The organism is Pseudomonas sp. UBA6310 (genome assembly GCF_002438225.1).
Classification (GTDB): domain Bacteria; phylum Pseudomonadota; class Gammaproteobacteria; order Pseudomonadales; family Pseudomonadaceae; genus Pseudomonas_O; species Pseudomonas_O kuykendallii.
This window is the reverse complement of the sequence record NZ_DJTK01000034.1, coordinates 1-24,918: the sequence shown is the minus strand read 5'-3', so window position 1 is coordinate 24,918 and position 24,918 is coordinate 1. Positions and strand designations below refer to the sequence as shown.

At 66.7% G+C, this 24,918-nt stretch carries 23 protein-coding genes; 12 read left to right on the top strand and 11 right to left on the bottom strand.

Features of this window, described 5'->3' with window-relative positions:
• The 7 genes from ispC to rpsB form a co-directional block, all read right to left on the bottom strand.
• On the bottom strand, nucleotides 1–1,191 hold the full coding sequence (ispC, locus tag B3E91_RS07860; protein WP_287028972.1) for a 1-deoxy-D-xylulose-5-phosphate reductoisomerase: 1,191 nt from the start codon (nucleotides 1,189–1,191) through the stop codon (nucleotides 1–3).
• The gene (locus B3E91_RS07855) at nucleotides 1,188–2,003 is read right to left on the bottom strand and encodes a phosphatidate cytidylyltransferase (protein ID WP_287028971.1); all 816 of its coding nucleotides are present in this window, start codon (nucleotides 2,001–2,003) and stop codon (nucleotides 1,188–1,190) included. Before B3E91_RS07855 ends, ispC begins: the two co-directional genes overlap by 4 nt.
• Complete coding sequence (uppS, locus tag B3E91_RS07850; RefSeq protein ID WP_287028970.1) at nucleotides 1,997–2,764, bottom strand: polyprenyl diphosphate synthase; 768 nt, start codon at nucleotides 2,762–2,764, stop codon at nucleotides 1,997–1,999. Before uppS ends, B3E91_RS07855 begins: the two co-directional genes overlap by 7 nt.
• Nucleotides 2,765–2,784: 20 nt before the next feature.
• A complete protein-coding gene (frr, locus tag B3E91_RS07845) occupies nucleotides 2,785–3,342 on the bottom strand; it encodes a ribosome recycling factor (RefSeq protein WP_287028969.1) in 558 nt (185 codons plus the stop codon).
• The gene (gene pyrH / locus B3E91_RS07840) at nucleotides 3,339–4,082 is read right to left on the bottom strand and encodes a UMP kinase (protein ID WP_090226637.1); all 744 of its coding nucleotides are present in this window, start codon (nucleotides 4,080–4,082) and stop codon (nucleotides 3,339–3,341) included. The genes frr and pyrH overlap by 4 nt, the downstream gene beginning before the upstream one ends.
• A 208-nt stretch (nucleotides 4,083–4,290) precedes the next feature.
• Nucleotides 4,291–5,160, bottom strand: coding sequence for a translation elongation factor Ts (gene tsf / locus B3E91_RS07835; protein WP_090226635.1), 870 nt, complete (start codon nucleotides 5,158–5,160; stop codon nucleotides 4,291–4,293).
• A gap of 131 nt (nucleotides 5,161–5,291) precedes the next feature.
• Complete coding sequence (rpsB, locus tag B3E91_RS07830; RefSeq protein ID WP_273231735.1) at nucleotides 5,292–6,032, bottom strand: 30S ribosomal protein S2; 741 nt, start codon at nucleotides 6,030–6,032, stop codon at nucleotides 5,292–5,294.
• A 263-nt stretch (nucleotides 6,033–6,295) separates the two neighbouring features.
• Between rpsB and map the strand changes: the two genes are divergently transcribed.
• Genes map through dapC form a run of 3 tightly spaced genes read left to right on the top strand, consistent with a single transcriptional unit; the run spans nucleotide 6,296 to nucleotide 11,062 of the window.
• On the top strand, nucleotides 6,296–7,078 hold the full coding sequence (map, locus tag B3E91_RS07825) for a type I methionyl aminopeptidase (protein ID WP_090226630.1): 783 nt from the start codon (nucleotides 6,296–6,298) through the stop codon (nucleotides 7,076–7,078).
• A 49-nt stretch (nucleotides 7,079–7,127) separates the two neighbouring features.
• Nucleotides 7,128–9,827: a [protein-PII] uridylyltransferase gene (locus B3E91_RS07820; protein ID WP_287028968.1), complete on the top strand. Its 2,700-nt coding sequence runs from the start codon at nucleotides 7,128–7,130 to the stop codon at nucleotides 9,825–9,827.
• Nucleotides 9,828–9,865: 38 nt separating this feature from the next.
• The gene (gene dapC, locus B3E91_RS07815; protein WP_287028967.1) at nucleotides 9,866–11,062 is read left to right on the top strand and encodes a succinyldiaminopimelate transaminase; all 1,197 of its coding nucleotides are present in this window, start codon (nucleotides 9,866–9,868) and stop codon (nucleotides 11,060–11,062) included.
• Between the two features lie 18 nt (nucleotides 11,063–11,080).
• Here dapC and B3E91_RS07810 read toward each other — a convergent pair whose 3' ends face one another.
• A complete protein-coding gene (locus tag B3E91_RS07810) occupies nucleotides 11,081–12,718 on the bottom strand; it encodes a Na+/H+ antiporter (protein ID WP_287028966.1) in 1,638 nt (545 codons plus the stop codon).
• A gap of 170 nt (nucleotides 12,719–12,888) precedes the next feature.
• On the opposite strand from B3E91_RS07810, the gene B3E91_RS07805 reads away from it, so the two are divergent.
• From B3E91_RS07805 to B3E91_RS07785, 5 genes are all read left to right on the top strand, one after another.
• The gene (locus B3E91_RS07805; protein WP_090226620.1) at nucleotides 12,889–13,239 is read left to right on the top strand and encodes an ArsC family reductase; all 351 of its coding nucleotides are present in this window, start codon (nucleotides 12,889–12,891) and stop codon (nucleotides 13,237–13,239) included.
• Between the two features lie 53 nt (nucleotides 13,240–13,292).
• The gene (gene dapD / locus B3E91_RS07800) at nucleotides 13,293–14,327 is read left to right on the top strand and encodes a 2,3,4,5-tetrahydropyridine-2,6-dicarboxylate N-succinyltransferase (protein ID WP_273231723.1); all 1,035 of its coding nucleotides are present in this window, start codon (nucleotides 13,293–13,295) and stop codon (nucleotides 14,325–14,327) included.
• 165 nt (nucleotides 14,328–14,492) lie between these two features.
• The gene (locus tag B3E91_RS07795; RefSeq protein ID WP_273231720.1) at nucleotides 14,493–15,698 is read left to right on the top strand and encodes an aminotransferase class V-fold PLP-dependent enzyme; all 1,206 of its coding nucleotides are present in this window, start codon (nucleotides 14,493–14,495) and stop codon (nucleotides 15,696–15,698) included.
• Nucleotides 15,695–16,108, top strand: coding sequence for a SufE family protein (locus tag B3E91_RS07790; protein WP_273231719.1), 414 nt, complete (start codon nucleotides 15,695–15,697; stop codon nucleotides 16,106–16,108). Before B3E91_RS07795 ends, B3E91_RS07790 begins: the two co-directional genes overlap by 4 nt.
• A 282-nt stretch (nucleotides 16,109–16,390) precedes the next feature.
• Entirely contained in the window at nucleotides 16,391–17,377 is a 987-nt protein-coding gene (locus tag B3E91_RS07785; protein WP_273231717.1) for a DUF72 domain-containing protein, read from the top strand.
• On the opposite strand, the gene B3E91_RS07780 is transcribed toward B3E91_RS07785, so the two are convergent.
• Both B3E91_RS07780 and tcdA read right to left on the bottom strand, forming a co-directional pair.
• Nucleotides 17,378–17,845 (bottom strand): DUF1456 family protein, encoded by a 468-nt coding sequence (locus B3E91_RS07780; RefSeq protein WP_273231715.1) that lies wholly within the window; start codon nucleotides 17,843–17,845, stop codon nucleotides 17,378–17,380.
• Between the two features lie 101 nt (nucleotides 17,846–17,946).
• On the bottom strand, nucleotides 17,947–18,759 hold the full coding sequence (gene tcdA, locus B3E91_RS07775; protein ID WP_287028965.1) for a tRNA cyclic N6-threonylcarbamoyladenosine(37) synthase TcdA: 813 nt from the start codon (nucleotides 18,757–18,759) through the stop codon (nucleotides 17,947–17,949).
• A gap of 328 nt (nucleotides 18,760–19,087) precedes the next feature.
• On the opposite strand from tcdA, the gene B3E91_RS07770 reads away from it, so the two are divergent.
• The 4 genes from B3E91_RS07770 (at nucleotide 19,088) to B3E91_RS07755 (ending at nucleotide 24,141) form a co-directional block, all read left to right on the top strand.
• Nucleotides 19,088–21,679: a glycosyltransferase gene (locus B3E91_RS07770; protein ID WP_287028964.1), complete on the top strand. Its 2,592-nt coding sequence runs from the start codon at nucleotides 19,088–19,090 to the stop codon at nucleotides 21,677–21,679.
• Nucleotides 21,680–21,781: 102 nt separating this feature from the next.
• Nucleotides 21,782–22,933: a succinyl-diaminopimelate desuccinylase gene (dapE, locus tag B3E91_RS07765; protein WP_287028963.1), complete on the top strand. Its 1,152-nt coding sequence runs from the start codon at nucleotides 21,782–21,784 to the stop codon at nucleotides 22,931–22,933.
• Nucleotides 22,933–23,739 (top strand): putative RNA methyltransferase, encoded by an 807-nt coding sequence (locus B3E91_RS07760; protein ID WP_287028962.1) that lies wholly within the window; start codon nucleotides 22,933–22,935, stop codon nucleotides 23,737–23,739. The genes dapE and B3E91_RS07760 overlap by 1 nt, the downstream gene beginning before the upstream one ends.
• A 30-nt stretch (nucleotides 23,740–23,769) precedes the next feature.
• A complete protein-coding gene (locus B3E91_RS07755) occupies nucleotides 23,770–24,141 on the top strand; it encodes a hypothetical protein (protein ID WP_273231703.1) in 372 nt (123 codons plus the stop codon).
• 169 nt (nucleotides 24,142–24,310) lie between these two features.
• Here the strand turns inward: B3E91_RS07755 and B3E91_RS07750 are convergent, their stop codons facing one another.
• Complete coding sequence (locus B3E91_RS07750) at nucleotides 24,311–24,520, bottom strand: cold-shock protein (protein WP_090226589.1); 210 nt, start codon at nucleotides 24,518–24,520, stop codon at nucleotides 24,311–24,313.
• Between the last annotated feature and the right edge of the window lie 398 nt (nucleotides 24,521–24,918).

Sequence of the window (24,918 nt, the reverse complement as noted above, 5' to 3'; positions counted from 1 at the left end):
CTACCGCCCGTGGCGTTGCAACCACTGCTGAGCCAGGGCCCGCGCGGCCTCGTCGGCGGCCAGGACCGTATCGAGACTGTCCGCAGCGACCGCCGGCTCGGCATCCAGCACGGCCTCGATCATACCCGCGATTTCGTTGAAGCGAACGCGCCGTTCGAGAAAGGCGGCGACCGCCACTTCGTTCGCGGCGTTCAGCATGGCGGGCGCGGTGCCGGCGGCTTCGGCGCATTGGCGGGCCAGTCGCAGGCAGGGGAACCGTTCTTCGTCGGGACGCTGGAAGTCGAGGCGGCCGATGGCGAAGAGATCGAGCGGCGATACTCCGGAGTCGATTCGCTCCGGCCAGGCCAGGGCGTGGGCGATGGGTGTACGCATATCGGGATTGCCCAATTGGGCGAGCACCGAACCGTCGACATAATCGACCAGCGAGTGGATGACGCTCTGCGGATGGATCACGACCTCGACCTGCGCCGGAAGCGCGTCGAACAGCCAGCAGGCCTCGATCAGCTCCAGCCCCTTGTTCATCATGCTCGCCGAATCGACGGAAATCTTCCGCCCCATCGACCAGTTCGGATGGCTGCAGGCCTGCTCGGGGCTGACGTCCGCCAGCGCCTCCAGCGGCGTTTCGCGGAACGGCCCGCCGGAGGCGGTCAGCAGAATGCGCCGCACGCCGACCGGCGCCAGCCCCTTGGCATAGTTGCCGGGCAGGCACTGGAAGATCGCGTTGTGCTCACTGTCGATCGGCAGCAGCACCGAGCCGCTGCGCCGCACGGCCTGCATGAACAGCGCGCCGGACATGACCAGCGCTTCCTTGTTCGCCAGCAGCACCCGTTTGCCCGCTTCCACCGCGGCGAGCGTCGGCTCCAGGCCGGCCGCGCCGACGATGGCCGCCATCAGCGTGTCGACGTCGGGATGCTTGGCCACTTCGCAAAGCCCCGGCTTGCCGGCGAGCACGCGAATATCCAGGCCGGCCGCCAGCAGACGCTCCTGCAGACGCCGCGCCGCGACGTCCGTCGGCACCACAGCGAAGCGGGGTCGATGGCGCAGGCAAAGCGCTTCCAGCTCGTCGAGACGACTGAATGCAGTCAGCGCGAAGACCTGATAACGCTCGGGATGCCGGGCGATGACGTCGAGGGTGCTGAGGCCAATGGAACCGGTGGCGCCAAGTACGGTAATGCGTTGCGCCTGGCTCACGGCGTGGCCCAGCCGGCGACCCAGAGCAACACGGCGAAGGTCGGGAGAGCAGCGGTCAGGCTGTCGATGCGATCGAGCACGCCGCCATGACCGGGCAGCAGGTTGCTGCTGTCCTTGAGGCCGGACTGGCGCTTGAACATGCTTTCGGTGAGGTCACCCACCACGGAGATCGCCACGACCACCGCTGCGCCGGCCAGCGCCGGCAGCAGCGTGGTCGCGCCCCAGCCACGGAACAGGCCGACGACGAGAGTGATCAGCAGGCTGGCGAGCAGACCGCCGAAGAAGCCTTCCCAGCTCTTCCCGGGACTCACGCGCGGCGCGAGCTTGTGCCGACCGAAACGCCGGCCCGCAAAATAGGCACCGATGTCGGCGCCCCAGACCAGCACCATCACCGCGAGAATCAGCCAGTTGCCCAGCGGCGACTGCTTGAGCAGCATCAGGCCCTGCCAGGCCGGCAGCAGAATGAGCAGGCCGATGAGCAAGCGCGCCGGCAACCCGCTCCAGAAGCGTGCGCTGTTCGGATAGCCGATCACCAGCAACACCGCGGCCGCCCACCAGAGCATCGCCAGCACCAGCAGCACACCCGCCAACGCCGGCAGCAGATAGAGTGCGGCGAGCAGCACCGCCACCACGGCGGCATAGCCCACGCGCTGCGGCTGCGCGACCAGCCCGATCAGACGCGCCCACTCCCAGGCACCGAGGCAGACCACCACGCCGATGAACAGCGCAAAGGCCCCCGCGTCGAGGAGGAAGAACCCGCAGAGGGCGATGGGCAGCAGAATCAGCGCGGTGATGATCCGTTGTTTCAGCATTGAGCCGGTACCTCGGCCGCCATGACCTGCTCGCTGGTCTTGCCGAAGCGGCGCTGGCGGGTGGCGAAATCGGCCAGCGCGTTGCGCATGGCCTCGTGTTTGAAGTCGGGCCAGAACAGGTCGGAGAAGTACAGCTCGGCATAGGCCAGTTGCCAGAGCAGGAAGTTGCTGATGCGGTGCTCGCCGCCCGTGCGGATGCACAGGTCCGGCAACGGCATGTCGCCGGTCGCCAGATAGCCCTGCAACATGGCCGCGGAGATGTCCTCGGGGAGCAGACGACCGCCCTGCACCTCACGCGCCAGGCGCTGGGTGGCCTGGACGATGTCCCACTGGCCGCCGTAGTTGGCCGCGACCTGCAGGACGAAGCGCGTGTGCCGCTCGGTGAGGGCTTCGACTTCGCGCATCGACGCCTGCAGTTCCGGATGGAAGCGCGAGCGGTCGCCGATGATCTTCAGGCGGATGCCGTTGTCGTTGAGCCGCCTGGCCTCGCGACGCAGCGCGCCGAGGAACAGCTCCATCAGCGCGCCCACCTCTTCGGCGGGGCGTTGCCAGTTCTCGCTGGAAAAGGCGAACAGCGTCAGCACCTCCACGCCTTCGTCGGCGCAGACCTCGATCACCGCGCGCACGGCGTCGACACCGGCCTTGTGCCCGGCGACGCCCGGCAACAGGCGGCGCTTCGCCCAACGGTTGTTGCCGTCCATGATGATCGCGACATGGCGCGGTACCGCGACGCCCTGCCCGACTTGCTTGGTCTTCTCCATGAGCGCGGCCCCGGCTGGCCTCACACGGCCATCAGATCGGTTTCTTTCGCTTCCAGCGCCTTGTCCACCAGGGCGACGAACTTGTCGGTGAGCTTCTGCGTTTCATCGGCGGCACGACGTTCGTCGTCTTCGCTGATTTCCTTTTCCTTCGACAGGTCCTTGAGCTGCGCCAGCGCGTCGCGACGGATGTTGCGCACGGCGACCCGGGCGTTCTCGGCTTCGGCACGCGCCTGCTTGGTGTAGCCCTTGCGGGTTTCCTCGGTCAGCGCGGGCATAGGCACGCGAATCACGGTGCCGGCATTGGACGGGTTCAGGCCCAGGTCGGAAGTCAGGATGGCCTTTTCCACCGCGGCGATCATGTTCTTGTCGAACACGCTCAGCTTGAGGGTGCGGGAGTCTTCGACGGAAACGCTGGCGACCTGGTTCAACGGCACCAGATCTCCGTAGGCCGGCACACGGACGCCACCGAGGATGTCGGGATGGGCGCGACCGGTACGGATCTTGGCGAACGCGTGATCCAGCGATTCCAGGGTTTTCTGCATGCGCTCCTGCGCGTCTTTCTTGATCTCGTTGATCATTCGTTCGACTCCTCGATCAGGGTACCTTCGGCGCCGCCTACGACGATGTTCAGCAGGGCGCCGGGCTTGTTCATGTTGAAGACGCGCAGCGGCATGTTGTGGTCGCGGCACAGGCAGATCGCGGTCAGGTCCATCACGGCGAGCTTGCGGTCGAGCACGGCATCATAAGTCAGCCGGTCGAACTTCTCCGCATGCGGGTCCTTGAACGGATCGGCAGTGTAGACGCCATCGACCTTGGTGGCCTTGAGCACCACGTCGGCATCGATTTCGATGGCGCGCAGGCAGGCGGCAGAGTCGGTGGTGAAGAACGGGTTGCCGGTGCCGGCGGAGAAGATCACCACTTCGCCGGACTTCAGGTGACGCATGGCCTTGCGGCGATCGTAGTGGTCGGTGACACCGACCATGGAGATGGCCGACATGACCAGCGCGGGGATGTTCGAGCGCTCGAGGGCGTCGCGCATCGCCAGGGAATTCATCACGGTGGCCAGCATGCCCATGTGGTCGCCGGTGACCCGATCCATGCCGGCAGCGGACAGTGCCGCCCCGCGGAACAGGTTGCCCCCGCCGATCACCAGGCCGACCTGAACGCCGATGCCTACCAATTGGCCGACTTCCAGCGCCATGCGGTCGAGTACTTTCGGGTCGATGCCGAAGTCTTCCGAACCCATCAGGGCTTCGCCGCTTAACTTGAGCAGAATCCGTTTATAGCGAGGTTGACGACCACTCACCTGCTGAGCCATTTGCGTTTCTCTCCTGCGGCGTTGAGGTTTTCGGCCCCTCGGGGGCCTGCGTATTGCGCTTGGACAGCGCCTCGCTCACGAGTTGCAGCGGAGCGCCAGAAACTTTCGCCGGGCCTGTGGAAACCCGGCCAAACACCGCCCCCATTTTGACGAAAAGGCCGCACGCGTGAACGGGCAGCCTCTTCGGGGCGACACAGTGTATACCGACTTATTGCTTGGTCGCGGCGACCTGGGCAGCAACTTCGGCAGCGAAGTCGACTTCGGCACGTTCGATGCCTTCACCTACTTCGTAACGAACGAAGGACACCACTTCGGCACCGGCTTTCTTGGCCAGATCGCCGACCTTGATTTCCGGGTCCTTGACGAACGCTTGCTCGACCAGGCTGGCTTCGGCGAGGAACTTGTTGATACGGCCCTTGACCATGTTCTCGACGATGTTTTCCGGCTTGCCGGCGATCTTGTCGGCGTTCAGCGCCAGGAAGATTTCCTTTTCCTTGGCCACGGCTTCTTCGGAAACCTGCGACGGGCTGACGAACTGCGGGTTGCTCGCCGCGACGTGCATGGCGATTTCCTTGGCCAGTTCGGCGTTGCCACCCTTCAGGGTAACCAGTACGCCGATGCGGTGACCGTGCAGGTAGGCACCGACGACATCGCCTTCAACGCGGGTCAGGCGACGGATGTTGACGTTCTCGCCGACCTTGGCGACCAGCGCCTCGCGAGCGGATTCCTGAGCGGCGACCAGCGGAGCGGCGTCGGACAGTTTCTCGGCGAAGGCTTTTTCCAGGCTGGCGGAGACGAAGTTCTTGAAGTCGTCCTGCAGGGCGAGGAAGTCGGTCTGCGAGTTGACTTCGATGATCACGGCGGACTTGTTGTCATCGGCCACTTTGACGGCGATGGAGCCTTCAGCGGCGATGTTGCCGGCTTTCTTGGCGGCCTTGATGGCGCCCGCGGCACGCATGTCGTCGATCGCTTTCTCGATGTCGCCACCGGCGGCGGTCAGCGCCTTCTTGCAATCCATCATGCCTTGGCCAGTACGCTCGCGCAGTTCTTTAACCAGGGCTGCAGTGATTTCTGCCATGTTCTTGATCCTCTAGAAAGGTCTTCAACCATTCCACCCGATACGGATGACAACCGGGTGATCGATTCTGAGGTGGCAAAAAGGGGGCCTAGCCCCCTTTCTGCGCACCGGGTGACGCTGGCGTCGGCTTATCAGCCTTCGGCGGCCTCGGGAGCAGCTTCTTCGACGAACTCGTCGGCGCCGCCCTGGGCGTTCTGACGGCCTTGCAGCACGGCGTCGGCCATGGCGCCGAGGTACAGCTGAACGGCACGGATGGCGTCGTCGTTACCCGGGATGATGTAGTCAACGCCTTCCGGGCTGCTGTTGGTATCGACGATGCCGATGACCGGGATACCGAGCTTGTTGGCTTCGGTGATCGCGATGCGCTCGTGGTCGACGTCGATCACGAACAGCGCGTCCGGCAGCCCGCCCATGTCCTTGATGCCGCCCAGGCTGCGGTCCAGTTTTTCCAGATCGCGCGAACGCATCAGGGCTTCTTTCTTGGTCAGCTTGGCGAAGGTGCCGTCCTGGGACTGGGTTTCCAGTTCGCGCAGGCGCTTGATCGAGGCGCGGATGGTCTTGTAGTTGGTGAGCATGCCGCCCAACCAGCGGTGGTCGACGAACGGCGAGCCGCAACGGGCCGCTTCTTCGCGAACGATCTTGCCGGCGGAACGCTTGGTGCCGACGAACAGGATCTTGTTCTTGCCTGCGGACAGCTTCTCAACGAAAGCCAGGGCTTCGTTGAACATCGGCAGGGTTTTTTCCAGGTTGATGATGTGAATCTTGTTACGCGAGCCGAAAATGTACTTGCCCATTTTCGGGTTCCAGTAACGGGTCTGGTGGCCGAAGTGCACACCGGCCTTCAGCATGTCGCGCATGTTGACTTGAGACATTTCTATTCCTCGATAGTCGGGTTAGGCCTCCACGCATCCCAATATCCAACCCTTGCGGGCACCCAGGATATCGTGTCGATACGTGTGTGGGGTTCAAGCTCTTCGGACTGCATGCCCGTAAAAGCGGCGCGTTTTATACCACAAGGTGGCGCGAGCCGAAAGGAAAACCGCTGCCTGCCCACCGGCTTTTCGCTGCCGGTTATGGGCGGCGGGCTCGAACTGGTAGAATCGTGCCTTTATTTGCCTTGTGCCAGAGAGCCCCAATGACCGTCACCATAAAGACGCCCGAGGAAATCGAAAAAATGCGCGTAGCCGGCCGCCTGGCCGCCGACGTGCTGGAAATGCTCGGCGAGCACGTGCGCGTGGGCGTGACCACCGAAGAGCTGGACCGCATCTGCCACGACTACATCGTCAACGTGCAGGACGCGATCCCCGCGCCGCTCAACTACAAGGGCTACCCGAAGTCGATCTGTACCTCGATCAACCAGGTGGTGTGCCACGGCATTCCCAACGAGAAACCGCTCAAGGATGGCGACATCGTCAACATCGACATCACCGTGATCAAGGACGGCTACCACGGCGACACCAGCAAGATGTTCCTGGTCGGGAAGACACCGGAGTGGGCCGAGCGCCTCTGCCGGGTCACCCAGGAATGCCTCTATAAAGGAATCCAGCTGGTCCGTCCCGGCGCGCACCTGGGCGACATCGGCGAGGTGATCCAGAAGCATGCCGAGAAGCAGGGCTACTCGGTGGTCCGCGAATACTGCGGGCATGGCATCGGCAAGGTGTTCCACGAGGAGCCGCAGGTGGTCCATTACGGGCGCGCCGGCACCGGCATGGAGCTGCGCGAAGGGATGACCTTCACCATCGAACCGATGATCAACCAGGGCCGCGCGGAAACCCGCCTGCTCGGCGACGGCTGGACGGCCATCACCAAGGACCGCAAGCTGTCAGCGCAATGGGAACACACCATCCTGGTCACCGCCGATGGCTACGAGATCCTCACCCTGCGCAGCGACGACACCATAGCGCGCACCCCGGCCTGACGGGCCGGGAACCACACCGAACGCATTCCCGCACCGGAGAGCCCCAGGCATGCCGCAGATGGACCCCGAGCTGTTCGACCGCGGCCAGTTCCAGGCCGAACTGGCCCTTAAATCCAGCCCGATCCCGGCCTTCAAGAAGGCCATCCGCCAGGCCCGCGAGGTGCTCGACGAGCGCTTCGCCAGCGGCCGCGACATCCGTCGCCTGGTGGAGGACCGTGCCTGGTTCGTCGACCAGATCCTGCATGAAGCCTGGGTCCGCTTCGACTGGAGCGAGGACGCCGACATCGCGCTGGTGGCGGTCGGCGGCTATGGGCGTGGCGAGCTGCACCCGTACTCGGACATCGACCTGCTGATTCTGCTGGACAACGCCGACCACGAGATCTTCCGCACGCCGATCGAGGCCTTCCTCACCCTGCTCTGGGACATCGGTCTGGAAGTCGGCCAGAGCGTGCGCTCGGTGGAGGAATGCGCGGAAGAAGCCCGCGCCGACCTCACGGTGATCACCAACCTGATGGAAAGCCGCACCATCGCCGGCCCGGAGCGCCTGCGCCAGCGAATGATCGAGGTCACCAGCCCCCAGCGCATGTGGCCGAGCCTGCAGTTCTTCCTGGCGAAGCGCGAGGAACAGGCCAAGCGCCACGCCAAGTACAACGACACCGAATACAACCTCGAACCCAACGTGAAGGGCTCGCCAGGCGGCCTGCGCGACATCCAGACCATCCTCTGGATCGCCCGCCGGCAGTTCGGCACGCTGAACCTGCACGCGATGGTCGGCCAGGGCTTCCTGATCGAAAGCGAGTATTCCCTGCTCGCCTCTTCCCAGGAGTTCCTCTGGAAGGTCCGTTACGCCCTGCACATGCTCGCCGGGCGCGCCGAGGACCGTCTGCTGTTCGACCACCAGCGGCGCATCGCCGGGCTGCTCGGCTTCGAGGAGACCGACGCCAAGCTCGCCGTCGAACGTTTCATGCAGAAGTACTACCGGGTGGTGATGGGCATCGCCGAGCTGAACGACCTGATCAACCAGCACTTCGAGGAAGTCATCCTCAGCACCGGCAAGATCTGCCAGCTCAAGCCGCTGAACAGCCGCTTCCAGCTGCGCGACGGCTATATCGAGGCGAGCAACCCGAACGTCTTCAAGCGCACCCCGTTCGCCATCCTGGAAATCTTCGTGCTGATGGCCCAGCACCCGGAAATCAAGGGGGTTCGCGCCGACACCATCCGCCTGCTGCGCGACCACCGGCACCTGATCGACGACGAGTTCCGCAGCGATATCCGCAACACCAGCCTGTTCATCGAACTGTTCAAGTCCAGCCAGGGCATCCACCGCAACCTGCGGCGGATGAACCGCTATGGCATCCTCGGGCGCTACCTGCCGGAGTTCGGCCACATCGTCGGGCAGATGCAGCACGACCTGTTCCACATCTATACGGTGGACGCGCACACGCTGAACCTGATCAAGCACCTGCGCAAACTGCGCCGCCCGGAGCTGGCGGAAAGGTTTCCGCTGGCCAGCAAGGTCATCGACAAGCTGCCCAAACCCGAGCTGATCTACCTCGCCGGGCTCTACCACGACATCGGCAAGGGGCGCGGCGGTGACCATTCGGCGCTGGGCGCGCTGGACGCCGAGGCGTTCGCCCACCGCCACCACCTGCCGGCATGGGATACCCGGCTGATCGTCTGGCTGGTGCAGAACCACCTGACCATGTCGACCACCGCCCAGCGCAAGGACCTCTCCGACCCGCAGGTGATCTTCGATTTCGCCCAGCTGGTCGGCGACCAGACGCACCTCGACTACCTCTACGTGCTCACCGTCGCCGACATCAACGCCACCAACCCGAGCCTGTGGAACTCCTGGCGCGCCAGCCTGCTGCGCCAGCTCTACACCGAGACCAAGCGCGCGCTGCTGCGCGGCCTGGAAAACCCGCTGGACCGCGAAGAGCAGATCCGCCAGACACAAAGCGCCGCTCTGGACATCCTCGCCCGCGCCGGCATCGACCCGGACGACGCCGAGCAGCTCTGGTCGCAGTTGGGCGACGACTATTTCCTGCGCCACACCGCCGGCGACGTGGCCTGGCACACCGAGGCGATCATCCAGCACCCTGCCAGCGACGGCCCGCTGGTGCTGATCCGCGAGACCGCCCAGCGCGACGTCGAAGGTGCCACGCAGATCTTCATCTACGCACCCGACCAGCACGACTTCTTCGCCGTGACCGTGGCCGCGATGGACCAGCTCAACCTGAACATCCATGACGCGCGGATCATCACCTCGACCAGCCAGTTCACCCTCGACACCTACATCGTGCTCGACGCCGACGGCGGCAGCATCGGCGACAACCCGGAGCGCATCCGCGAAATCCGCGCCGGGCTGATCGATACGCTGAAGAACCCCGACGATTACCCGTCGATCATCCAGCGCCGCGTACCGCGCCAGCTCAAGCACTTCGCCTTCGCTCCGCGCCTGACCATCCACAACGATGCGCAGCGCCCGGTGACCGTGCTCGACCTGACCGCTCCGGACCGCCCCGGCCTGCTGGCGCGGATCGGCAAGATCTTCCTCGACTTCGACCTGTCCCTGCAGAACGCCAAGATCACCACCCTTGGCGAGCGCGTGGAGGACGTGTTCTTCGTCACGGACGCGGCCAACCAGCCGCTCTCCGACCCGCAGCTGTGCGCGCGCCTGCAGCAGGCGATCGTCCAGCAACTCTCCGACGCCGACAGCACGGTCGCGCCGGAACGGATCAGCATCTGAAACCGCCGGCAGGCCTGCCGCCACGAGACCGCCTTCGCATGAACAACGCCCTCGACACCCTGCAACCCTACCCCTTCGAAAAACTGCGGGCGCTGCTCGCGGGCGTGCAGCCGGTGGCCGGCAAGACGCCGATCGCGCTGTCCATCGGCGAGCCCAAGCACGCCTCACCGGCGTTCGTCGCCCAGGCGCTGAGCGACAACCTGGCGCAACTGGCGGTGTACCCGACCACGCTGGGCATTCCGGCCCTGCGCGAAGCCATCGCCGGCTGGTGCCAGCGCCGCTTCGGCGTGCCCGAGGGCTGGCTGGACGCGGCGCGCCACGTACTGCCGGTGAACGGCACGCGCGAGGCGCTGTTCGCCTTCACCCAGACGGTGGTCGAGCGCAGCGCCAACGGTCTGGTGGTCAGCCCGAACCCGTTCTATCAGATCTACGAGGGCGCGGCGTTGCTCGCCGGGGCCACGCCGCACTACCTGCCGTGCCTGGCGGAAAACGGCTTCAACCCGGATTTCGACGCGGTGCCGGCGGAGGTCTGGCAGCGCACGCAGATTCTCTTCCTCTGCTCGCCGGGCAACCCGACCGGCGCGCTGGTGCCGGTGGAGACGCTGAAGAAGCTCATCGCCCTGGCCGATGAGCACGACTTCGTGATCGCCGCCGACGAGTGCTACAGCGAGTTGTACTTCGACGAGGAGAACCCGCCGCCGGGCCTGCTCAGCGCCTGCGCCGAACTGGGCCGCAGCGATTTCAGACGCTGCGTGGTGTTCCACAGCCTGTCCAAGCGTTCCAACCTGCCGGGGCTGCGCTCGGGCTTCGTCGCCGGCGACGCGGACATCCTCAAGGCCTTCCTGCTCTATCGCACCTACCACGGCTGCGCGATGCCGGTGCAGACCCAACTGGCCAGCGTGGCGGCATGGGGCGACGAAGCCCACGTGCGCGCAAACCGCGACCTGTACCGGGCGAAATACGACGCCGCGCTGGACATCCTCGAGCCGGTGCTGGACGTGCAGCGCCCGGACGGCGGCTTCTACCTGTGGGCGAAAACGCCAATGGACGATGCCGCGTTCACCCGGGCGCTGTTCGCCGAGGAGCACGTCACCGTAGTGCCGGGCTCCTACCTGTCGCGCGAGGTGGACGGCTTCAACCCCGGCGCCGGCCGCGTGCGCATGGCGCTGGTCGCGCCGCTGGCCGAATGCGTCGAAGCCGCCGAGCGCATCCGCGCGTTCCTGCAACGGCGCTAGCCTTGCGCAGGGTTCGCCTCAGCCCTGCTGCCACTGCGCCTCGCGGATGTCGAGGTCGCGCAGCAGGCCGCTGACGATCTCGTCGTCGAGCAGGTGCTCGCGGCGCAGGCGGTACAGCTCCAGGCGCTGCGCACGCAGCGCGTGCACACGCAAGCGCCCTTCCAGGGCCCGCACCTTGCGGGCGCGCTGGCGAGTCTCCTCGTCGCTGTCGTGGCGATCCAGCTGATCGCGGTACTCGGCCATGATCCGCGCCTTGGTTTCCGCCACCAGCGCGGCCGTTTCGGCATCCTCGCCAGGCTCTTCCGCCTGCGCCTCCAGCGCACGGATCGCCGCCTCGGCGGTCTTGCGCCAGAGCCGGCGGCGCTCGCGGTCACGCTCCTCGCCGTCGTCCGCCGGCATGCCCCTGAGCAGCAGTGGCAGGCCGATGCTGGCCACCGCCAGCGAGGCGAGGATCACCCCGGCGGCGATGAAGATCAGCAGGTCGCGCTGCGGGAAGCCGCTGCCGTCACCCAGCACCAGCGGCAGCGACATCACACCGGCCAGGGTCACCGAACCACGCACGCCGCCCAGCGACAGCAGCAGCGTGAGGCGCGTCCAGGACTGCCCCGCGAAAGTGCTCGGCCGCCCGCGCCACTGGCGAATCCGTGCGGAAATCCGCCAGTAGGCGTACATCCACAGGAAACGCAGCGCCATCAGCACGAGGAACACCAGCAGCACGTAGGCGAACAGCTGCGCGACGGTCAGCCAGAGGTCGTCGACGCCACGGGTGACGGCGCTGACGATATCCGGCAGCTGCAACCCGAGGAGCAGGAATACCAGCCCGTTGAAGCTGTACTCCACCATCGCCCAGACGCTGTGGTTGAGCAGCCGCGTGGTGGTCTGCCGCGGCAGCAGGTCCTGGCGGCTCTGCATCATGCCGGCGGCCACGGCGGCGAGGATGCCGGACACGCCGAGGTGCTCGGCGAGCACATAGGTGGCGAACGGCAGCAATAGCAGGAACACCACATGGGTCGCCGGATCGTCCCAGCCACGGTCGATCATCCAGCCACGCAGCCAGCCCAGTCCCCAGGCGAGCAGGATACCGACGACGATGCCGCCCGCCGCGACCAGGACGAAATCCAGGCTCGAATCGCCCAGCGAGAACAGCCCGGTCAGCGCCGCCGCCACGGCGAACTTGAAGGCCACCAGGCCGGACGCATCGTTCATCAGCGCCTCGCCCTGCAGGATGTGGTTGAGCGCGCGCGGCAGGCGCCCGTGGGTGATCGCCGCGACCGCCACCGCATCGGTCGGCGACAGCACCGCGGCCAGGGCGAAGGCCGCCGCCCACGGCAGGTCCGGCAACAGCAGGTGGATGAAGGCGCCGGCGCCCAGCACGGTGAACAGCACCAGGCCGAACGCCAGGGTCAGGATCGGCGTGCGCAACCGCCAGAACTCGCGCTTGGGCATGTGCCAGCCGTCGGCGAACAGCAGCGGCGGTATGAACAGCAACATGAAGAGTTCAGGATCGAGCCTGACGTGCAGACCGAATGCCGGCAGCGCCAGCAGTCCGCCCGCGGCGATCTGGATCAGCGGAAGGGGAACCGGGAGGAACTGCGCGGTCAGGCGGGTCCCGCCGACGACCAGCAGCATGACCAGGATGGTATGGAGCAATTGCATCGAAAACGGTCCTTGGCGGGGCACGCGATGACCCGGAAACGGCTCCGGATCGCGAGGCCCGTGCAACGGGCTCTGACAACCTGCCGGTGATTTCGCGCCATCGCATTGCAGATCGGCGACCGCTCTGATGGCATACTCCCAGGCTCGACAACGTTACCAGACCCACCACGATGAATCGCACCCTGTTCGGAATCAAAGCGTGTGACACGATGAAGAAAGCCCGCAGCTGGCTGGACGAACACGCCGTCGACTATGTTTTTCACGACTACAAAGCCAGCGGCATCGACCGCGCCAGCCTCGAACGCTGGTGTGACGAACACGGCTGGCAAACCGTGCTGAACCGCGCCGGAACCACGTTTCGCAAGCTGGACGACGCGCAGAAGGCCGATCTCGACCAGGCTCGGGCCATCGAACTGATGCTCGCCCAGCCGTCGATGATCAAGCGCCCGGTACTCGACCTGGGATCGCGCACCCTGGTCGGATTCAAACCCGAGCTGTACGACGCGGCCCTGAACCACTGACACTCATTCATCACAGAGGCGCAAGGCGCCCTGCCAGACAAAAGGAAATCACCATGTCCTCTACCCTGTTCAGCCTGGCCTTCGGTCTCGGCACGCAGAATCGCAAAGGCGTGTGGCTGGAAGTCTTCTATTCCCAGCCGCTGCTGGCCCCCAGCGCCGAGCTGGTCGCCGCCGTGGCGCCGATCCTCGGTTACGAAGGCGGCAACCAGGCGATCGCCTTCACCAGCAACCAGGCCCGCGAGATGTCGGCCGCGCTGCGCAGCATCGACGCCGCGCAGTCCGCGCTGCTGACCCGCCTGGCGGAAAGCGCCAACCCGCTGGTCGCCACCCTGCTCGCCGAAGACACCGCGCTCACCTCGACCCCCGAGGCCTACCTCAAGCTGCACCTGCTCTCCCATCGCCTGGTCAAGCCGCACGGGCAGAACCTCAGCGGCATCTTCCCGCTGCTGCCGAACGTCGCCTGGACCAACGCCGGCGCCATCGACCTGAGCGAACTGGCCGAGCGCCAACTGGAAGCGCGCCTGGTCGGCAAGCTGCTGGAAGTGGTCTCGGTGGACAAGTTCCCGAAAATGACCGACTACGTGGTGCCGAGTGGCGTGCGCATCGCCGACAGCGCCCGTGTGCGCCTCGGCGCCTACATCGGCGAGGGCACCACGGTGATGCACGAGGGCTTCGTCAACTTCAACGCCGGCACCGAAGGTCCGGGGATGATCGAGGGCCGCGTCTCCGCCGGCGTGTTCGTCGGCAAGGGCTCGGACCTCGGCGGCGGCTGCTCGACCATGGGCACCCTGTCCGGTGGCGGCAACATCATCATCTCGGTCGGCGAAGGCTGCCTGATCGGCGCCAACGCCGGCATCGGCATCCCACTGGGCGACCGCAACATCGTCGAGGCCGGCCTGTACATCACCGCCGGCACCAAGGTCGCCCTGCTGGACGACCAGAACGCCCTGGTCAACGTGGTCAAGGCACGCGACCTGGCCGGCCAGCCGGACCTGCTGTTCCGCCGCAACTCGCGCAACGGCGCGGTGGAATGCAAGACCAACAAGACCGCCATCGAACTGAACGAAGCCCTGCACGCGCACAACTGATGGGTATCGCCGGCTCGACCCACCCTACGAACCTTCCGTAGCAGGCCGTAGGATGGGTCGAGGCGTGCAGCGCCGATATCCATCGCCTGGCAACAAAACACTCAGGCCGGGCCCATGCCCGGCCTTTCCATTCATGCTCGGCAGACATTTCGCGGTACCGCAGCCATGCCACTGAACTCGCCCTGGCGCGCCGACTTTCCCGGCATCCTGGCCTTGCAGGCCGAGGGCCAGACCTACCTGGACAACGCCGCCACCGCGCAGAAGCCGGAGCCGGTGCTCGCAGCCCTGGACGCTTACTACCGCAGCGGCGCCGCCAACGTGCACCGCGCCCAGCACCTGCCCGGTGACCGGGCCACGCGCGCCTTCGAGGCGACCCGGCTGAAGGTGGCGCAATGGCTGAATGCCGCCAGCCCGGCGGAAATCGTCTTCACCCGCGGCGCCACGGAGGCCTTCAACCTGCTCGCCTACGGCCTGGAGCACCTGTTCCAGCCAGGCGACGAGATCGTCGTCAGCGCCCTGGAGCACCACGCCAACCTGCTGCCCTGGCAACAGCTGGCGCACCGTCGCGGGCTGAACCTGGTGGTGCTGCCGCTGGACGCCGAGGGCGATATCGACCTCGCCGCGGCGGCCACGCTGATCGGCGCACGCACCCGGCTGCTCGCGGTCAGCCAGTTGTCCAACGTGCTCGGCCGCTGGCAGCCATTGCCAGAGCTGCTGGCACTGGCCCGCGCGCAGGGCGCCCTCAGCGTGGTCGACGGGGCCCAGGGCGCGGTGCACGGCCGGCATGACCTGCAGGCTCTGGGCTGCGACTTCTACGCATTCTCCAGCCACAAGCTCTACGGCCCGGAAGGCGTCGGCGTGCTCTACGGCCGCAGCGACGCCCTGGCCCGACTGCGCCACTGGCAGTTCGGTGGCGAGATGGTCCGCCGTGCCGGGTTCCAGGACGCCGACTTCCATCCGGCGCCCATGGGGTTCGAGGCCGGAACGCCGCCGATTGCCGGCGTGATCGGCCTCGGCGCCGCGCTGCACTACCTGGACGGGCTGGATGACACGGCCGTCGCCACCCACGAAGCCGCGCTGCACGCCGAACTGCTGGCCGGCCTCGCCGCCCGCGATGGCGTGCGCCTGCTCGGCGCGCCGCGGATCGCCCTGGCCTGCTTCGCCGTCGACGGCGTGCATAACGCCGACCTGGCGCACCTGCTCGGCGAACAGGGCATCGCGGTGCGTGTCGGCAGCCATTGCGCGATGCCGCTGTACGAGCGCCTCGGTCTGGCCGGCGCGGTCCGCGTGTCGCTGGCGCTGTACAACGACGGCGAGGACCTGCGGCGTTTCTTCGCCGCCCTCGATGCCGCCCTGGAGCTGCTGCGATGAGCGAATTGCCGCCGCTGGCACAGCAGGCACTGGACGCGTTCGCCCAGCTTCCCGGCTGGGAACAGCGCGCGCGCCTCCTGCTGCAGTGGGCCGAACGCCTGGAGCCGCTGGACGCGGCCGAACGCAGCGAGGCCAACCGCGTGCACGGCTGCGAGAGCCTGGTCTGGCTGGTGGCGGAGCGCCGTGATCAGGCGCTGCACTTTCGCGCGGCCAGCGATGCGCGCCTGCTGCGTGGCCTGCTGGCGCTGCTGCTGGCACGCATCGAGGGGCTGGACGGCGCCGGGTTGGCGGCGCTGGACCTCGCCGACTGGTTCGCCCAACTCGGCCTGCAGCGCCAGCTCAGCCCGTCGCGCAGCAACGGGCTGAACGCCGTGCTCAAGCGGATGCGTGAACTGGCTACAACGCACTGATCCGGGCGCCACGGTGCGCATGGCGCACCCTACGGCAAGTGTGGGGGCGTGAACTGGCGGCAACGCACTGATCCGCGCGCCACGGTGCGCATGGCGCACCCTACGGGAAGCGCGGGGATTGGGCGCGGAGGCGTGAACCGGCGGCAACGCGCCGATACGGACGCGCGGGGCTGGCGGCGTTTCGTAGGGTGCGCCGCGCGCACCGCGCCTTGTGGTCGCCCGCCCGGAACCCGTTCCTGCCACCCGCAGTCGACTGCCTGAACGTCCCAAGGCAGAGAGCACATGAGCGCAGACATCCGCATCGGCATATCCGGCTGGCGTTACGCGCCCTGGCGCGGCGTCTTCTACCCGGACACGCTGCGCCAGGACGACGAATTGCAGTTCGCCTCCCGCGCGGTCGGCAGCATCGAGATCAACGGTTCCTTCTACTCGCTGCAACGCCCGGAAAGCTGGGCGCGCTGGCATGACGAGACGCCCGAGGACTTCGTCTTCAGCGTCAAGGCGCCGCGCTACATCACCCACATCCGCCGGCTCGACGACGTCGAAAAGCCCATCGCCAACTTCTTCGCCTCCGGCCTGCTGCGCCTGCAGCGCAAGCTGGGGCCGATCCTCTGGCAGTTTCCACCGAGCTTCCATTTCGATCCGGAGCAGTTCGAGGCCTTCCTGCGCCTGTTGCCGCACGACACCGAAAAAGCGCTGCACATCGCCCGCGGTCATGAGCCGCGCATGGAGGGACGCACCCACCTGGCGATCGACGAGCCGCGAAAGATGCGCCATGCGGTGGAGATCCGCCACGCCAGCTTCGAGGATCGCGCCTTCGTCGACATGCTGCGCGAGCACGACGTGGCGCTGGTGGTGGCGGATACCGCGGGCAAGTGGCCGCTGAAGGAGGACGTCACCAGCGACTTCGTCTACCTGCGCCTGCATGGCGAGGAGGAGCTTTACGCCAGCGGCTACACCGACGCGGCGCTGGACGACTGGGCGCGGCGGATGAAGGCCTGGAGCGAAGGCGGCCAGGTGGACGACGCGCGGCTGATCGTCGAGCGCAAGCCCCCTTCGCGCAAGCGGCGCGACCTGTTCTGCTATTTCGACAACGACATCAAGGTCAAGGCGCCCTTCGACGCCGGCAAGCTGGCCGTGCGCCTCGGCCTGACGGAGGCACCGGCGCCGCTGGCCGAACGCGCCGCCGAAGCCGACCGGCTGATCGCCGAACACGGCGGCGCGAAGCGCAACCCGTCGAAGCCGCGCAAGCCGAAGAAACCGCGTTAGTCAGTCCGCGGGGCGCACGCGCAGGGTCAGGCCACGGAGGAAGTTGCGCAGCACCTGATCGCCACATTCGCGGTAATTGTTGTGGCCGGGCTTGCGGAACAGCGCGCTCAGCTCGGCCTTGCCCATGGGCAGCTCCGCGGCTTCGAGAATGGCGTGCATGTCCTCGTCGCGCAGCTCGAAGGCCACGCGGAGCTTCTTCAGGATGGCGTTGTTGGTGATGCGCTTCTCCACGGGGAGGCGCGGCCGGCTCTCGTCCTTGCCGCGTTTGTAGAACACCAGGCCGTCGAGGAAGTGCGCCATGACTTCGTCGCTGCAGGGCTGGAAGCCTTCCTCGTCATCCTTCTTCAGGTAGGCGGCCATGTCCTCGATGCTGACCCTGTAATCGGCCAACTGGCAGATCTTCACCAGCTTGGGCTCGCTGACATCCAGCATGTAGCGCAGGCTGCGCAGCACATCGTTATTCATCATCGCAGGGATCTCATGGGAAGCCCGCGCCGCAGGCACGGCGCGGTAGTAAAGCGAAAAGGCCGACGATTATACGGCCGCGGCGCGGTCGGCGCCGAGAAGGCTCATTCGAGGCGCGTCTGCCGCTCGGCCGGGCGCCGCGCGCCGGCCACCAGCTTGTCCACCGCCTTGGCCGCAGCGGCCATGCCGAAGCTGGCGGTGACCATCATCACCGCACCGAAACCGCCGGCGCAGTCGAGCTTCACGCCCTCGCCGACGAACGCCTTGGACTGGCAGACCGTGCCGTCCGGCGCCGGGTAGAGCAGCTGCTCGGTGGAGAACACGCAGGGCACGCTGTAGTTGCGCCCCGGCGTGCGCGAGAAGGCGTAGTCGCGGCGCAGGGTCGAGCGCACCTTGGCCGCCAGCGGATCGTTGAAAGTCTTGTTCAGGTCGGCGACCTGGATCTGCGTCGGGTCGATCTGCCCGCCGGCGCCGCCGGTGGTGACGATCTGGATCTTGCGTCGCTTGCACCAGGCGATCAGCGCGGCCTTGGCGGCGACGCTGTCGATGCAGTCGAGCACGCAGTCGAGGTTCCCGGTGATGTGCTCGGCCATGCTCTCGCGGGTGACGAAGTCCGCCACGGCGTGTACGCGGCACGCCGGATTGATCGCCAGCAGGCGCTCTGCCATCACCTCGACCTTGGCCCGGCCTACGGTGTCGAGCAGCGCATGCGCCTGACGGTTGGTGTTGCTGACGCAGACGTCGTCGAGGTCGAACAGGGAAATCTCGCCGACGCCGGAGCGCACCAGCGCTTCCGCCGCCCACGAGCCGACGCCGCCGATACCGACCACCGCCACGTGCGCCGCGGCCAGGCGTTCGAGTCCATCGCGGCCATAGAGCCGGGCGATGCCCCCGAAACGCTGATCGTCTGTACTCATGCTCACCTCGGAAGAAAAACCGGTGCGCATTATTGGACCGGGCGCCGCGCAGATAAAGCCCGGATCGCCACGCGGCGACGTTGCGCAGGAAAACCGAGGCCGCTGAGCCCTGCCTTTTTCCGCGCGACCGGCATCGGGCGCAGCGCCCGCAGCGCGTGGCGTGCGGCGAACTTCTTCACCCCCGCAAGGCCCAAGGCTGTAGGCTGCGAACAGCGGCCCGGATCGCTCCGCAGCGCGCCTGTACACTGGCGCGGACGCCAGAGTAGGATGCGCGCCGACGGCGCTCGCCGCCCTCCCCCGTTCCACGCATCGGAACCTGAAAGCACCTATGTCATCGCGAAAATTTGGTCTCAACCTGGTGGTCTTCCTGGCCATCGCGGCGCTGTTCACCGGTTTCTGGGCGCTCTACAACCGCCCGGTGAGTGCGCCGGACTGGCCCGCGCAGATCTCCGGCTTCTCCTATTCGCCGTTCCGCCAGGGCCAGAGCCCGCAACAGGGCGTGTACCCGAGCGATGAGGAAATCCGCCAGGACCTGGAGCTGCTGAGCAAGCACACCGACAACATCCGCACCTACTCGGTGGACGGCGCGCTGGCCAACATTCCGGCGATCGCCGAGGAATTCGGTCTGCGCGTGACCCTGGGTATCTGGATCAGCAACGACCAGGAACGCAACGAGCGCGAGATCGCCAAGGCCATCGATCTGGCCAACCACTCGCGCAGCGTGGTTCGCGTCACCGTGGGCAACGAGGCGCTGTTCCGCGAGGAAGTCACCGCCGAGCAACTGATCGCCTTCATGGATCGCGTGCGCGCGGCGGTGAAGGTGCCGGTGTCCACGTCCGAGCAGTGGCACATCTGGGAAGAGCACCCGGAGCTGGCGAAGCACGCCGACCTGATCGCCGCTCACGTGCTGCCGTACTGGGAATTCATCCCGATGGAGGACGCCGGACAGTTCGTCCTCGACCGCGCGCGCGACCTGCGCAAGCTGTTCCCGAAAAAGCCGCTGCTGATCTCCGAGGTCGGCTGGCCGAGCAACGGGCGCATGCGCGGCGGCGCCGATGCCACCCAGGCCGACCAGGCCGTGTACCTGCGCACGCTGGTCAACAAGCTGAACAGCCAGGGCTACAACTACTTCGTCATCGAGGCTTTCGACCAGCCGTGGAAAGCCAGCGACGAGGGTTCGGTGGGCGCCTACTGGGGGGTCTACAACCTCAACCGGCAGGCCAAGTTCGCCTTCGAAGGCCCGGTCGTGGCGATCCCGCAATGGCGCCTGCTGGCGGTCGCTTCGGTGGTGATGGCGCTGCTGTCGCTGGCCCTGCTGCTGATCGACGGTAGCGCGCTGCGCCAGCGTGGTCGCACCTTCCTGACCTTCGTCGCCTTCGTCGGCGGTTCGGCGTTGGTGTGGATCGGCTACGACTACAGCCAGCAGTACGCGACCTGGTTCAGCCTGACGGTGGGCGCGCTGCTCGGCATCGGCGCCCTCGGCGTGTTCATCGTGCTGCTCACCGAAGCCCATGAGCTGGCCGAGGTGGTCTGGGTGCACAAACGCCGCCGGCCGTTCATCCCGGTGGTCGGCGACAGCAGCTTCCGGCCCAAGGTCTCGGTGCACGTGCCCTGCTACAACGAGCCGCCGGAGATGGTCAAACAGACCCTCGACGCCCTGGCCAACCTCGATTACCCGGACTTCGAAGTCCTGATCATCGACAACAACACCAAGGACCCGGCGGTGTGGGAGCCGGTACGCGACTACTGCGAGCAGCTCGGCCCGCGGTTCCGCTTCTTCCACGTCGCGCCGCTGCACGGTTTCAAGGGCGGCGCGCTGAACTACATCCTGCCGCACACCGCGCCCGACGCCGAAATCGTCGCGGTGATCGACTCGGACTACTGCGTCGACCGCAACTGGCTCAAGCACATGGTCCCGCACTTCGCCGACCCGCGCATCGCCGTGGTGCAGTCGCCGCAGGACTATCGCGACGAAAACGAAAGCCTGTTCAAGAAGCTCTGCTATTCCGAGTACAAGGGCTTCTTCCACATCGGCATGGTCACCCGCAACGACCGCGACGCGATCATCCAGCACGGCACCATGACGATGATCCGCCGCACGGTGATGGACGAACTGCGCTGGGCCGACTGGACCATCTGCGAGGACGCCGAACTGGGCCTGCGCGTGTTCGAGAAGGGCTATTCGGCCGCCTACGCCCACGACAGCTTCGGCAAGGGGCTGATGCCGGATACCTTCATCGACTTCAAGAAGCAGCGCTTCCGCTGGGCCTACGGCGCCATCCAGATCATGAAGGGCCATGCCCGCGCGCTGCTGCTGGGCAAGGGCTCGGAGCTCAAGCGCGGCCAGCGCTATCACTTCATCGCCGGCTGGCTGCCCTGGGTCGCCGACGGCATGAACATCTTCTTCACCCTCGGCGCGCTGCTCTGGTCGGCGGCGATGATCATCGTGCCGACGCGGGTCGATCCGCCGCTGCTGATCTTCGCCCTGCCGCCGCTGGCGCTGTTCTTCTTCAAGGTCGGCAAGATCATCTTCCTCTACCGGCGCGCCGTGGGGGTCAACCTGAAGGATGCGTTCTGCGCCGCGGTCGCCGGCCTGGCGCTGTCGCACACCATCGCCAAGGCGGTGCTGTACGGGTTCTTCACCAAGAGCATTCCGTTCTTCCGCACCCCGAAGATGGCCTCCAACCACGGCATCCTGGTGGCGCTGGCGGAAGCCCGCGAAGAGGTGTTCGTGATGCTGCTGCTGTGGGGCGCGGCGCTGGGCATCGCCATCGTCCAGGGCCTGCCGAGCAACGACGTGAAGTTCTGGGTCGCGATGCTGCTGGTGCAGTCGCTGCCCTACCTGGCGGCGCTCATCATGGCGCTGCTCTCGTCCCTGCCGAAACCGCCCCAGGCGCAGCCCGACGAGGTTCCGGCCTGACGCGGAACCCGCAGCGACGCCCTGACGGCGGCCTTCGGGCCGCCGTTTTTGCTACCATAGCGCCCCTTTGACGCAGCCTGCCCCGCCTTCCGGAGTTCCAGCATGACGGCCCCTTCCGCCCCCCTTTCCGCCACCCTGGAGCTCGCCTGCGAGCTGATCCGCCGCCCCTCGGTGACGCCGGTCGACGAAGGCTGCCAGGAACTGATGATGCAGCGCCTGGCCGCACTCGGCTTCGAACTGGAGCCGATGCGCATCGGCGAGGTCGACAACTTCTGGGCGCGCCGCGGCGGCGAAGGTCCCGTGCTGTGCTTCGCCGGGCACACCGACGTGGTGCCGACCGGCCCGCTGCACGGCTGGCAGCACCCGCCCTTCGAGGCGCACATCGACGGGGACGGCATGCTCTGCGGGCGCGGCGCGGCGGACATGAAAGGCAGCCTGGCGTCGATGATCGTCGCGGTGGAACGCTTCGTCGTCATGCACCCGAACCACAAGGGCGCCATCGCCTTCCTCATCACCAGCGACGAGGAAGGCCCGGCGCAACACGGCACCCGCGCGGTGGTCGAACGCCTGCGCGAACGCGGCGAGCGCCTCGACTGGTGCATCGTCGGCGAGCCCTCGAGCAGCACGCTGCTCGGCGACGTGGTGAAGAACGGCCGGCGCGGCTCGCTGGGCGCGCTGCTCACGGTGCGCGGCAAGCAGGGCCACGTCGCCTACCCGCAACTGGCGAAGAACCCGATCCACCTGGCCGCGCCGGCACTCGCCGAGCTGGCCGCCGAGCACTGGGACGAAGGCAACGCGTTCTTCCCGCCGACCAGCTTCCAGATTTCCAACCTGAACGCCGGCACCGGCGCCAGCAACGTGATTCCCGGCGAGCTGACGGCGATGTTCAACTTCCGTTTCTCTACCGAATCCACGGTGGAGGGGTTGCAGCAGCGCGTCGCCCGCATTCTCGACAAGCACGGCCTGGACTGGCACATCGACTGGGCGCTGTCCGGCCTGCCGTTCCTCACTGAACCCGGCGCGCTGCTCGACGCCGTGGCCAGCGGCATCCGCGCGGTGACCGGCCGTGAAACCCGTCCCTCGACCACCGGCGGCACCTCGGACGGACGCTTCATCGCGACCCTCGGCACCCAGGTGGTCGAGCTCGGCCCGGTGAACGCCACCATCCACCAGATCGACGAGCGCATCCTCGCCAGCGACCTCGACCGCCTAACCGACATCTACTACCAGACCCTCGTCGAGCTGCTCGCCTGATGCTGATCTGCCCGCTCTGCTCAGGCCCGCTGCACGACGCCGACAACGGTGTCGCCTGCCCGGCCGGGCACCGTTTCGACCGCGCGCGCCAGGGCTACCTGAACCTGCTGCCGGTGCAGCACAAGAACAGTCGCGACCCCGGCGACAACGCGGCGATGGTCGAGGCGCGCCGGCGCTTTCTCGACGGCGGCCACTATGCCCCGCTGGCGCGCCGCCTGGCCGAGCTGGTCGCCGAACGCGCGCCGCTGCGCTGGCTGGACATCGGCTGCGGCGAGGGCTACTACACCGCGCAGATCGGCGCCGCGCTGCCGCACAGCGAAGGCTATGCGCTGGACATCTCCCGCGAGGCGATCAAGCGCGCCTGCCGCCGAGATCCGCGCCTGCATTGGCTGGTGGCGAGCATGGCACGGGTGCCGCTGGCCGACGCCAGTTGCCAGGTGCTGACCAGCGTGTTCAGTCCGCTCGACTGGCAGGAGGCGCGGCGCCTGCTGGCACCGGGCGGCGCGCTGCTGCGCATGGGGCCGAGCAGCGGGCACCTGATGGCGCTGCGCGGCAAGCTCTACGATGAAGTGCGCGATTACGACGACGAGAAACACCTGGCGCTGATCCCCGCCGGCATGCACCTGGCGCACAGCGAGACGCTGGAATTCAGCCTGCGCCTGGAAAGCCCGGAGGCCCGCGCCGACCTGCTGGCGATGACCCCGCACGGCTGGCGTGCCAGCGCCGAACGCCGCGAGGCCGTGATCGCCGCCCCCTTAGAGGTCGGCGTCGGCATACGTTACGATTGGATCGAACGCGACCTGTAGCGGGCCGCCCACGCCATTGCCGAGAAAACCATGCGCCAACCGGATATCGAGATCTACCTGAAGGATGCCGACCAGCAGAGCGTCGCCGCCTGGCTGGAACAGGCCATCGGTCCCTGCAGCGCCTGGCGCCAGAAGGGCCAGACCTTCAAATGCGAAGCCGCCGGGATTCCCGTCACCTGGGTCCCGAAAGCGGTCGGCAAGTGGCACAGCCTGATGCTGGAAAGCGACGCCACGCCATGGGACGACGACATCGCCTGCGCCCGAGACGCCTTCGCCGCGCTCGGCGTGCAGGTGCGCTGCGCACCCGGCAGCTGGCAGGAAGAAGAGAGCCTGGAAGAAGGCGAGCGCTGGATAAAGGTCGATGCCGAAGGCGAGCAGGAAATCGTCTGGCGCACCGACTGAGCGACGGCAATACAGGTCGCCGCCGTAGGGTGCGCCGCGCGCACCAGCCCCCCTCGTTTCGGTGCGCATGGCGCACCCTGCGTCTACGTGATGGCCGAGGCGCACGAGCGACAATCCAACCGCCAAGAAAAAGCCCGCCTGAAGGCGGGCTTTTTCGTTGCCGCAAGGCTCAGACGCGTGCCACGTCTTCCGCCTGCAAGCCTTTCTGGCCCTGGGTAACGGAAAACTCGACTTTCTGGCCTTCGACCAGAGAGCGGTGACCTTCACCACGGATCGCGCGGTAATGAACGAACACGTCCGCCCCGCTATCACGTTGAATGAACCCATAGCCCTTGGCGTCATTGAACCACTTGACGGTGCCGTGCTCACGATCAGCCATTACCACACTCCCAACTCACATTATTCTGTTCGCCTCCCCGTCTGTGGAAAGGCCTCTACGGTTCCGCAAAAACGTTCTTTCTATCGCTTACAACCAGACCGGAAACGGGCGGGAGCAGGCTATCGAAAAGCGTTCCTGAATGGGCCACGTCGGAGTCTAAGAGGAAGCGCAGGCTCTGCAAAGATTTTTTTTAGGCGACCGCCAAAGGCCCATAAACTCTGGGCTGCAGCGGTTTTCGCCGAACTTCGGCGTGCCATCTGGAGGCTGCGGCAGCGCCATGAAGCGTGGGCCGAAAAGGTGCTTCGTGCAGCACCAGAATATGCCGCGACCCGCCAGTTGCCCGGATTTCGAGCACGGCGCCGCGTCCACCGGGCTCTCAGCGACGCGCAGCGACCGAC

Bases quoted from the DNA above. Each gene is read 5' to 3' on its own strand.
- B3E91_RS07755 (WP_273231703.1), top strand. From the start codon at position 23,770: ATGCGCCAACCGGATATCGAGATCTACCTGAAGGATGCCGACCAGCAG.
- B3E91_RS07790 (WP_273231719.1), top strand. From the start codon at position 15,695: ATGAGCGAATTGCCGCCGCTGGCACAGCAGGCACTGGACGCGTTCGCC.
- B3E91_RS07855 (WP_287028971.1), bottom strand. From the start codon at position 2,003: ATGCTGAAACAACGGATCATCACCGCGCTGATTCTGCTGCCCATCGCC.
- dapC (WP_287028967.1), top strand. From the start codon at position 9,866: ATGAACAACGCCCTCGACACCCTGCAACCCTACCCCTTCGAAAAACTG.
- B3E91_RS07750 (WP_090226589.1), bottom strand. From the start codon at position 24,520: ATGGCTGATCGTGAGCACGGCACCGTCAAGTGGTTCAATGACGCCAAG.
- dapE (WP_287028963.1), top strand. From the start codon at position 21,782: ATGACGGCCCCTTCCGCCCCCCTTTCCGCCACCCTGGAGCTCGCCTGC.
- B3E91_RS07760 (WP_287028962.1), top strand. From the start codon at position 22,933: ATGCTGATCTGCCCGCTCTGCTCAGGCCCGCTGCACGACGCCGACAAC.
- B3E91_RS07810 (WP_287028966.1), bottom strand. From the start codon at position 12,718: ATGCAATTGCTCCATACCATCCTGGTCATGCTGCTGGTCGTCGGCGGG.
- B3E91_RS07785 (WP_273231717.1), top strand. From the start codon at position 16,391: ATGAGCGCAGACATCCGCATCGGCATATCCGGCTGGCGTTACGCGCCC.
- frr (WP_287028969.1), bottom strand. From the start codon at position 3,342: ATGATCAACGAGATCAAGAAAGACGCGCAGGAGCGCATGCAGAAAACC.
- tsf (WP_090226635.1), bottom strand. From the start codon at position 5,160: ATGGCAGAAATCACTGCAGCCCTGGTTAAAGAACTGCGCGAGCGTACT.
- B3E91_RS07770 (WP_287028964.1), top strand. From the start codon at position 19,088: ATGTCATCGCGAAAATTTGGTCTCAACCTGGTGGTCTTCCTGGCCATC.
- pyrH (WP_090226637.1), bottom strand. From the start codon at position 4,082: ATGGCTCAGCAGGTGAGTGGTCGTCAACCTCGCTATAAACGGATTCTG.
- B3E91_RS07820 (WP_287028968.1), top strand. From the start codon at position 7,128: ATGCCGCAGATGGACCCCGAGCTGTTCGACCGCGGCCAGTTCCAGGCC.
- dapD (WP_273231723.1), top strand. From the start codon at position 13,293: ATGTCCTCTACCCTGTTCAGCCTGGCCTTCGGTCTCGGCACGCAGAAT.
- map (WP_090226630.1), top strand. From the start codon at position 6,296: ATGACCGTCACCATAAAGACGCCCGAGGAAATCGAAAAAATGCGCGTA.
- B3E91_RS07795 (WP_273231720.1), top strand. From the start codon at position 14,493: ATGCCACTGAACTCGCCCTGGCGCGCCGACTTTCCCGGCATCCTGGCC.
- rpsB (WP_273231735.1), bottom strand. From the start codon at position 6,032: ATGTCTCAAGTCAACATGCGCGACATGCTGAAGGCCGGTGTGCACTTC.
- B3E91_RS07805 (WP_090226620.1), top strand. From the start codon at position 12,889: ATGAATCGCACCCTGTTCGGAATCAAAGCGTGTGACACGATGAAGAAA.
- B3E91_RS07780 (WP_273231715.1), bottom strand. From the start codon at position 17,845: ATGATGAATAACGATGTGCTGCGCAGCCTGCGCTACATGCTGGATGTC.
- tcdA (WP_287028965.1), bottom strand. From the start codon at position 18,759: ATGAGTACAGACGATCAGCGTTTCGGGGGCATCGCCCGGCTCTATGGC.
- uppS (WP_287028970.1), bottom strand. From the start codon at position 2,764: ATGGAGAAGACCAAGCAAGTCGGGCAGGGCGTCGCGGTACCGCGCCAT.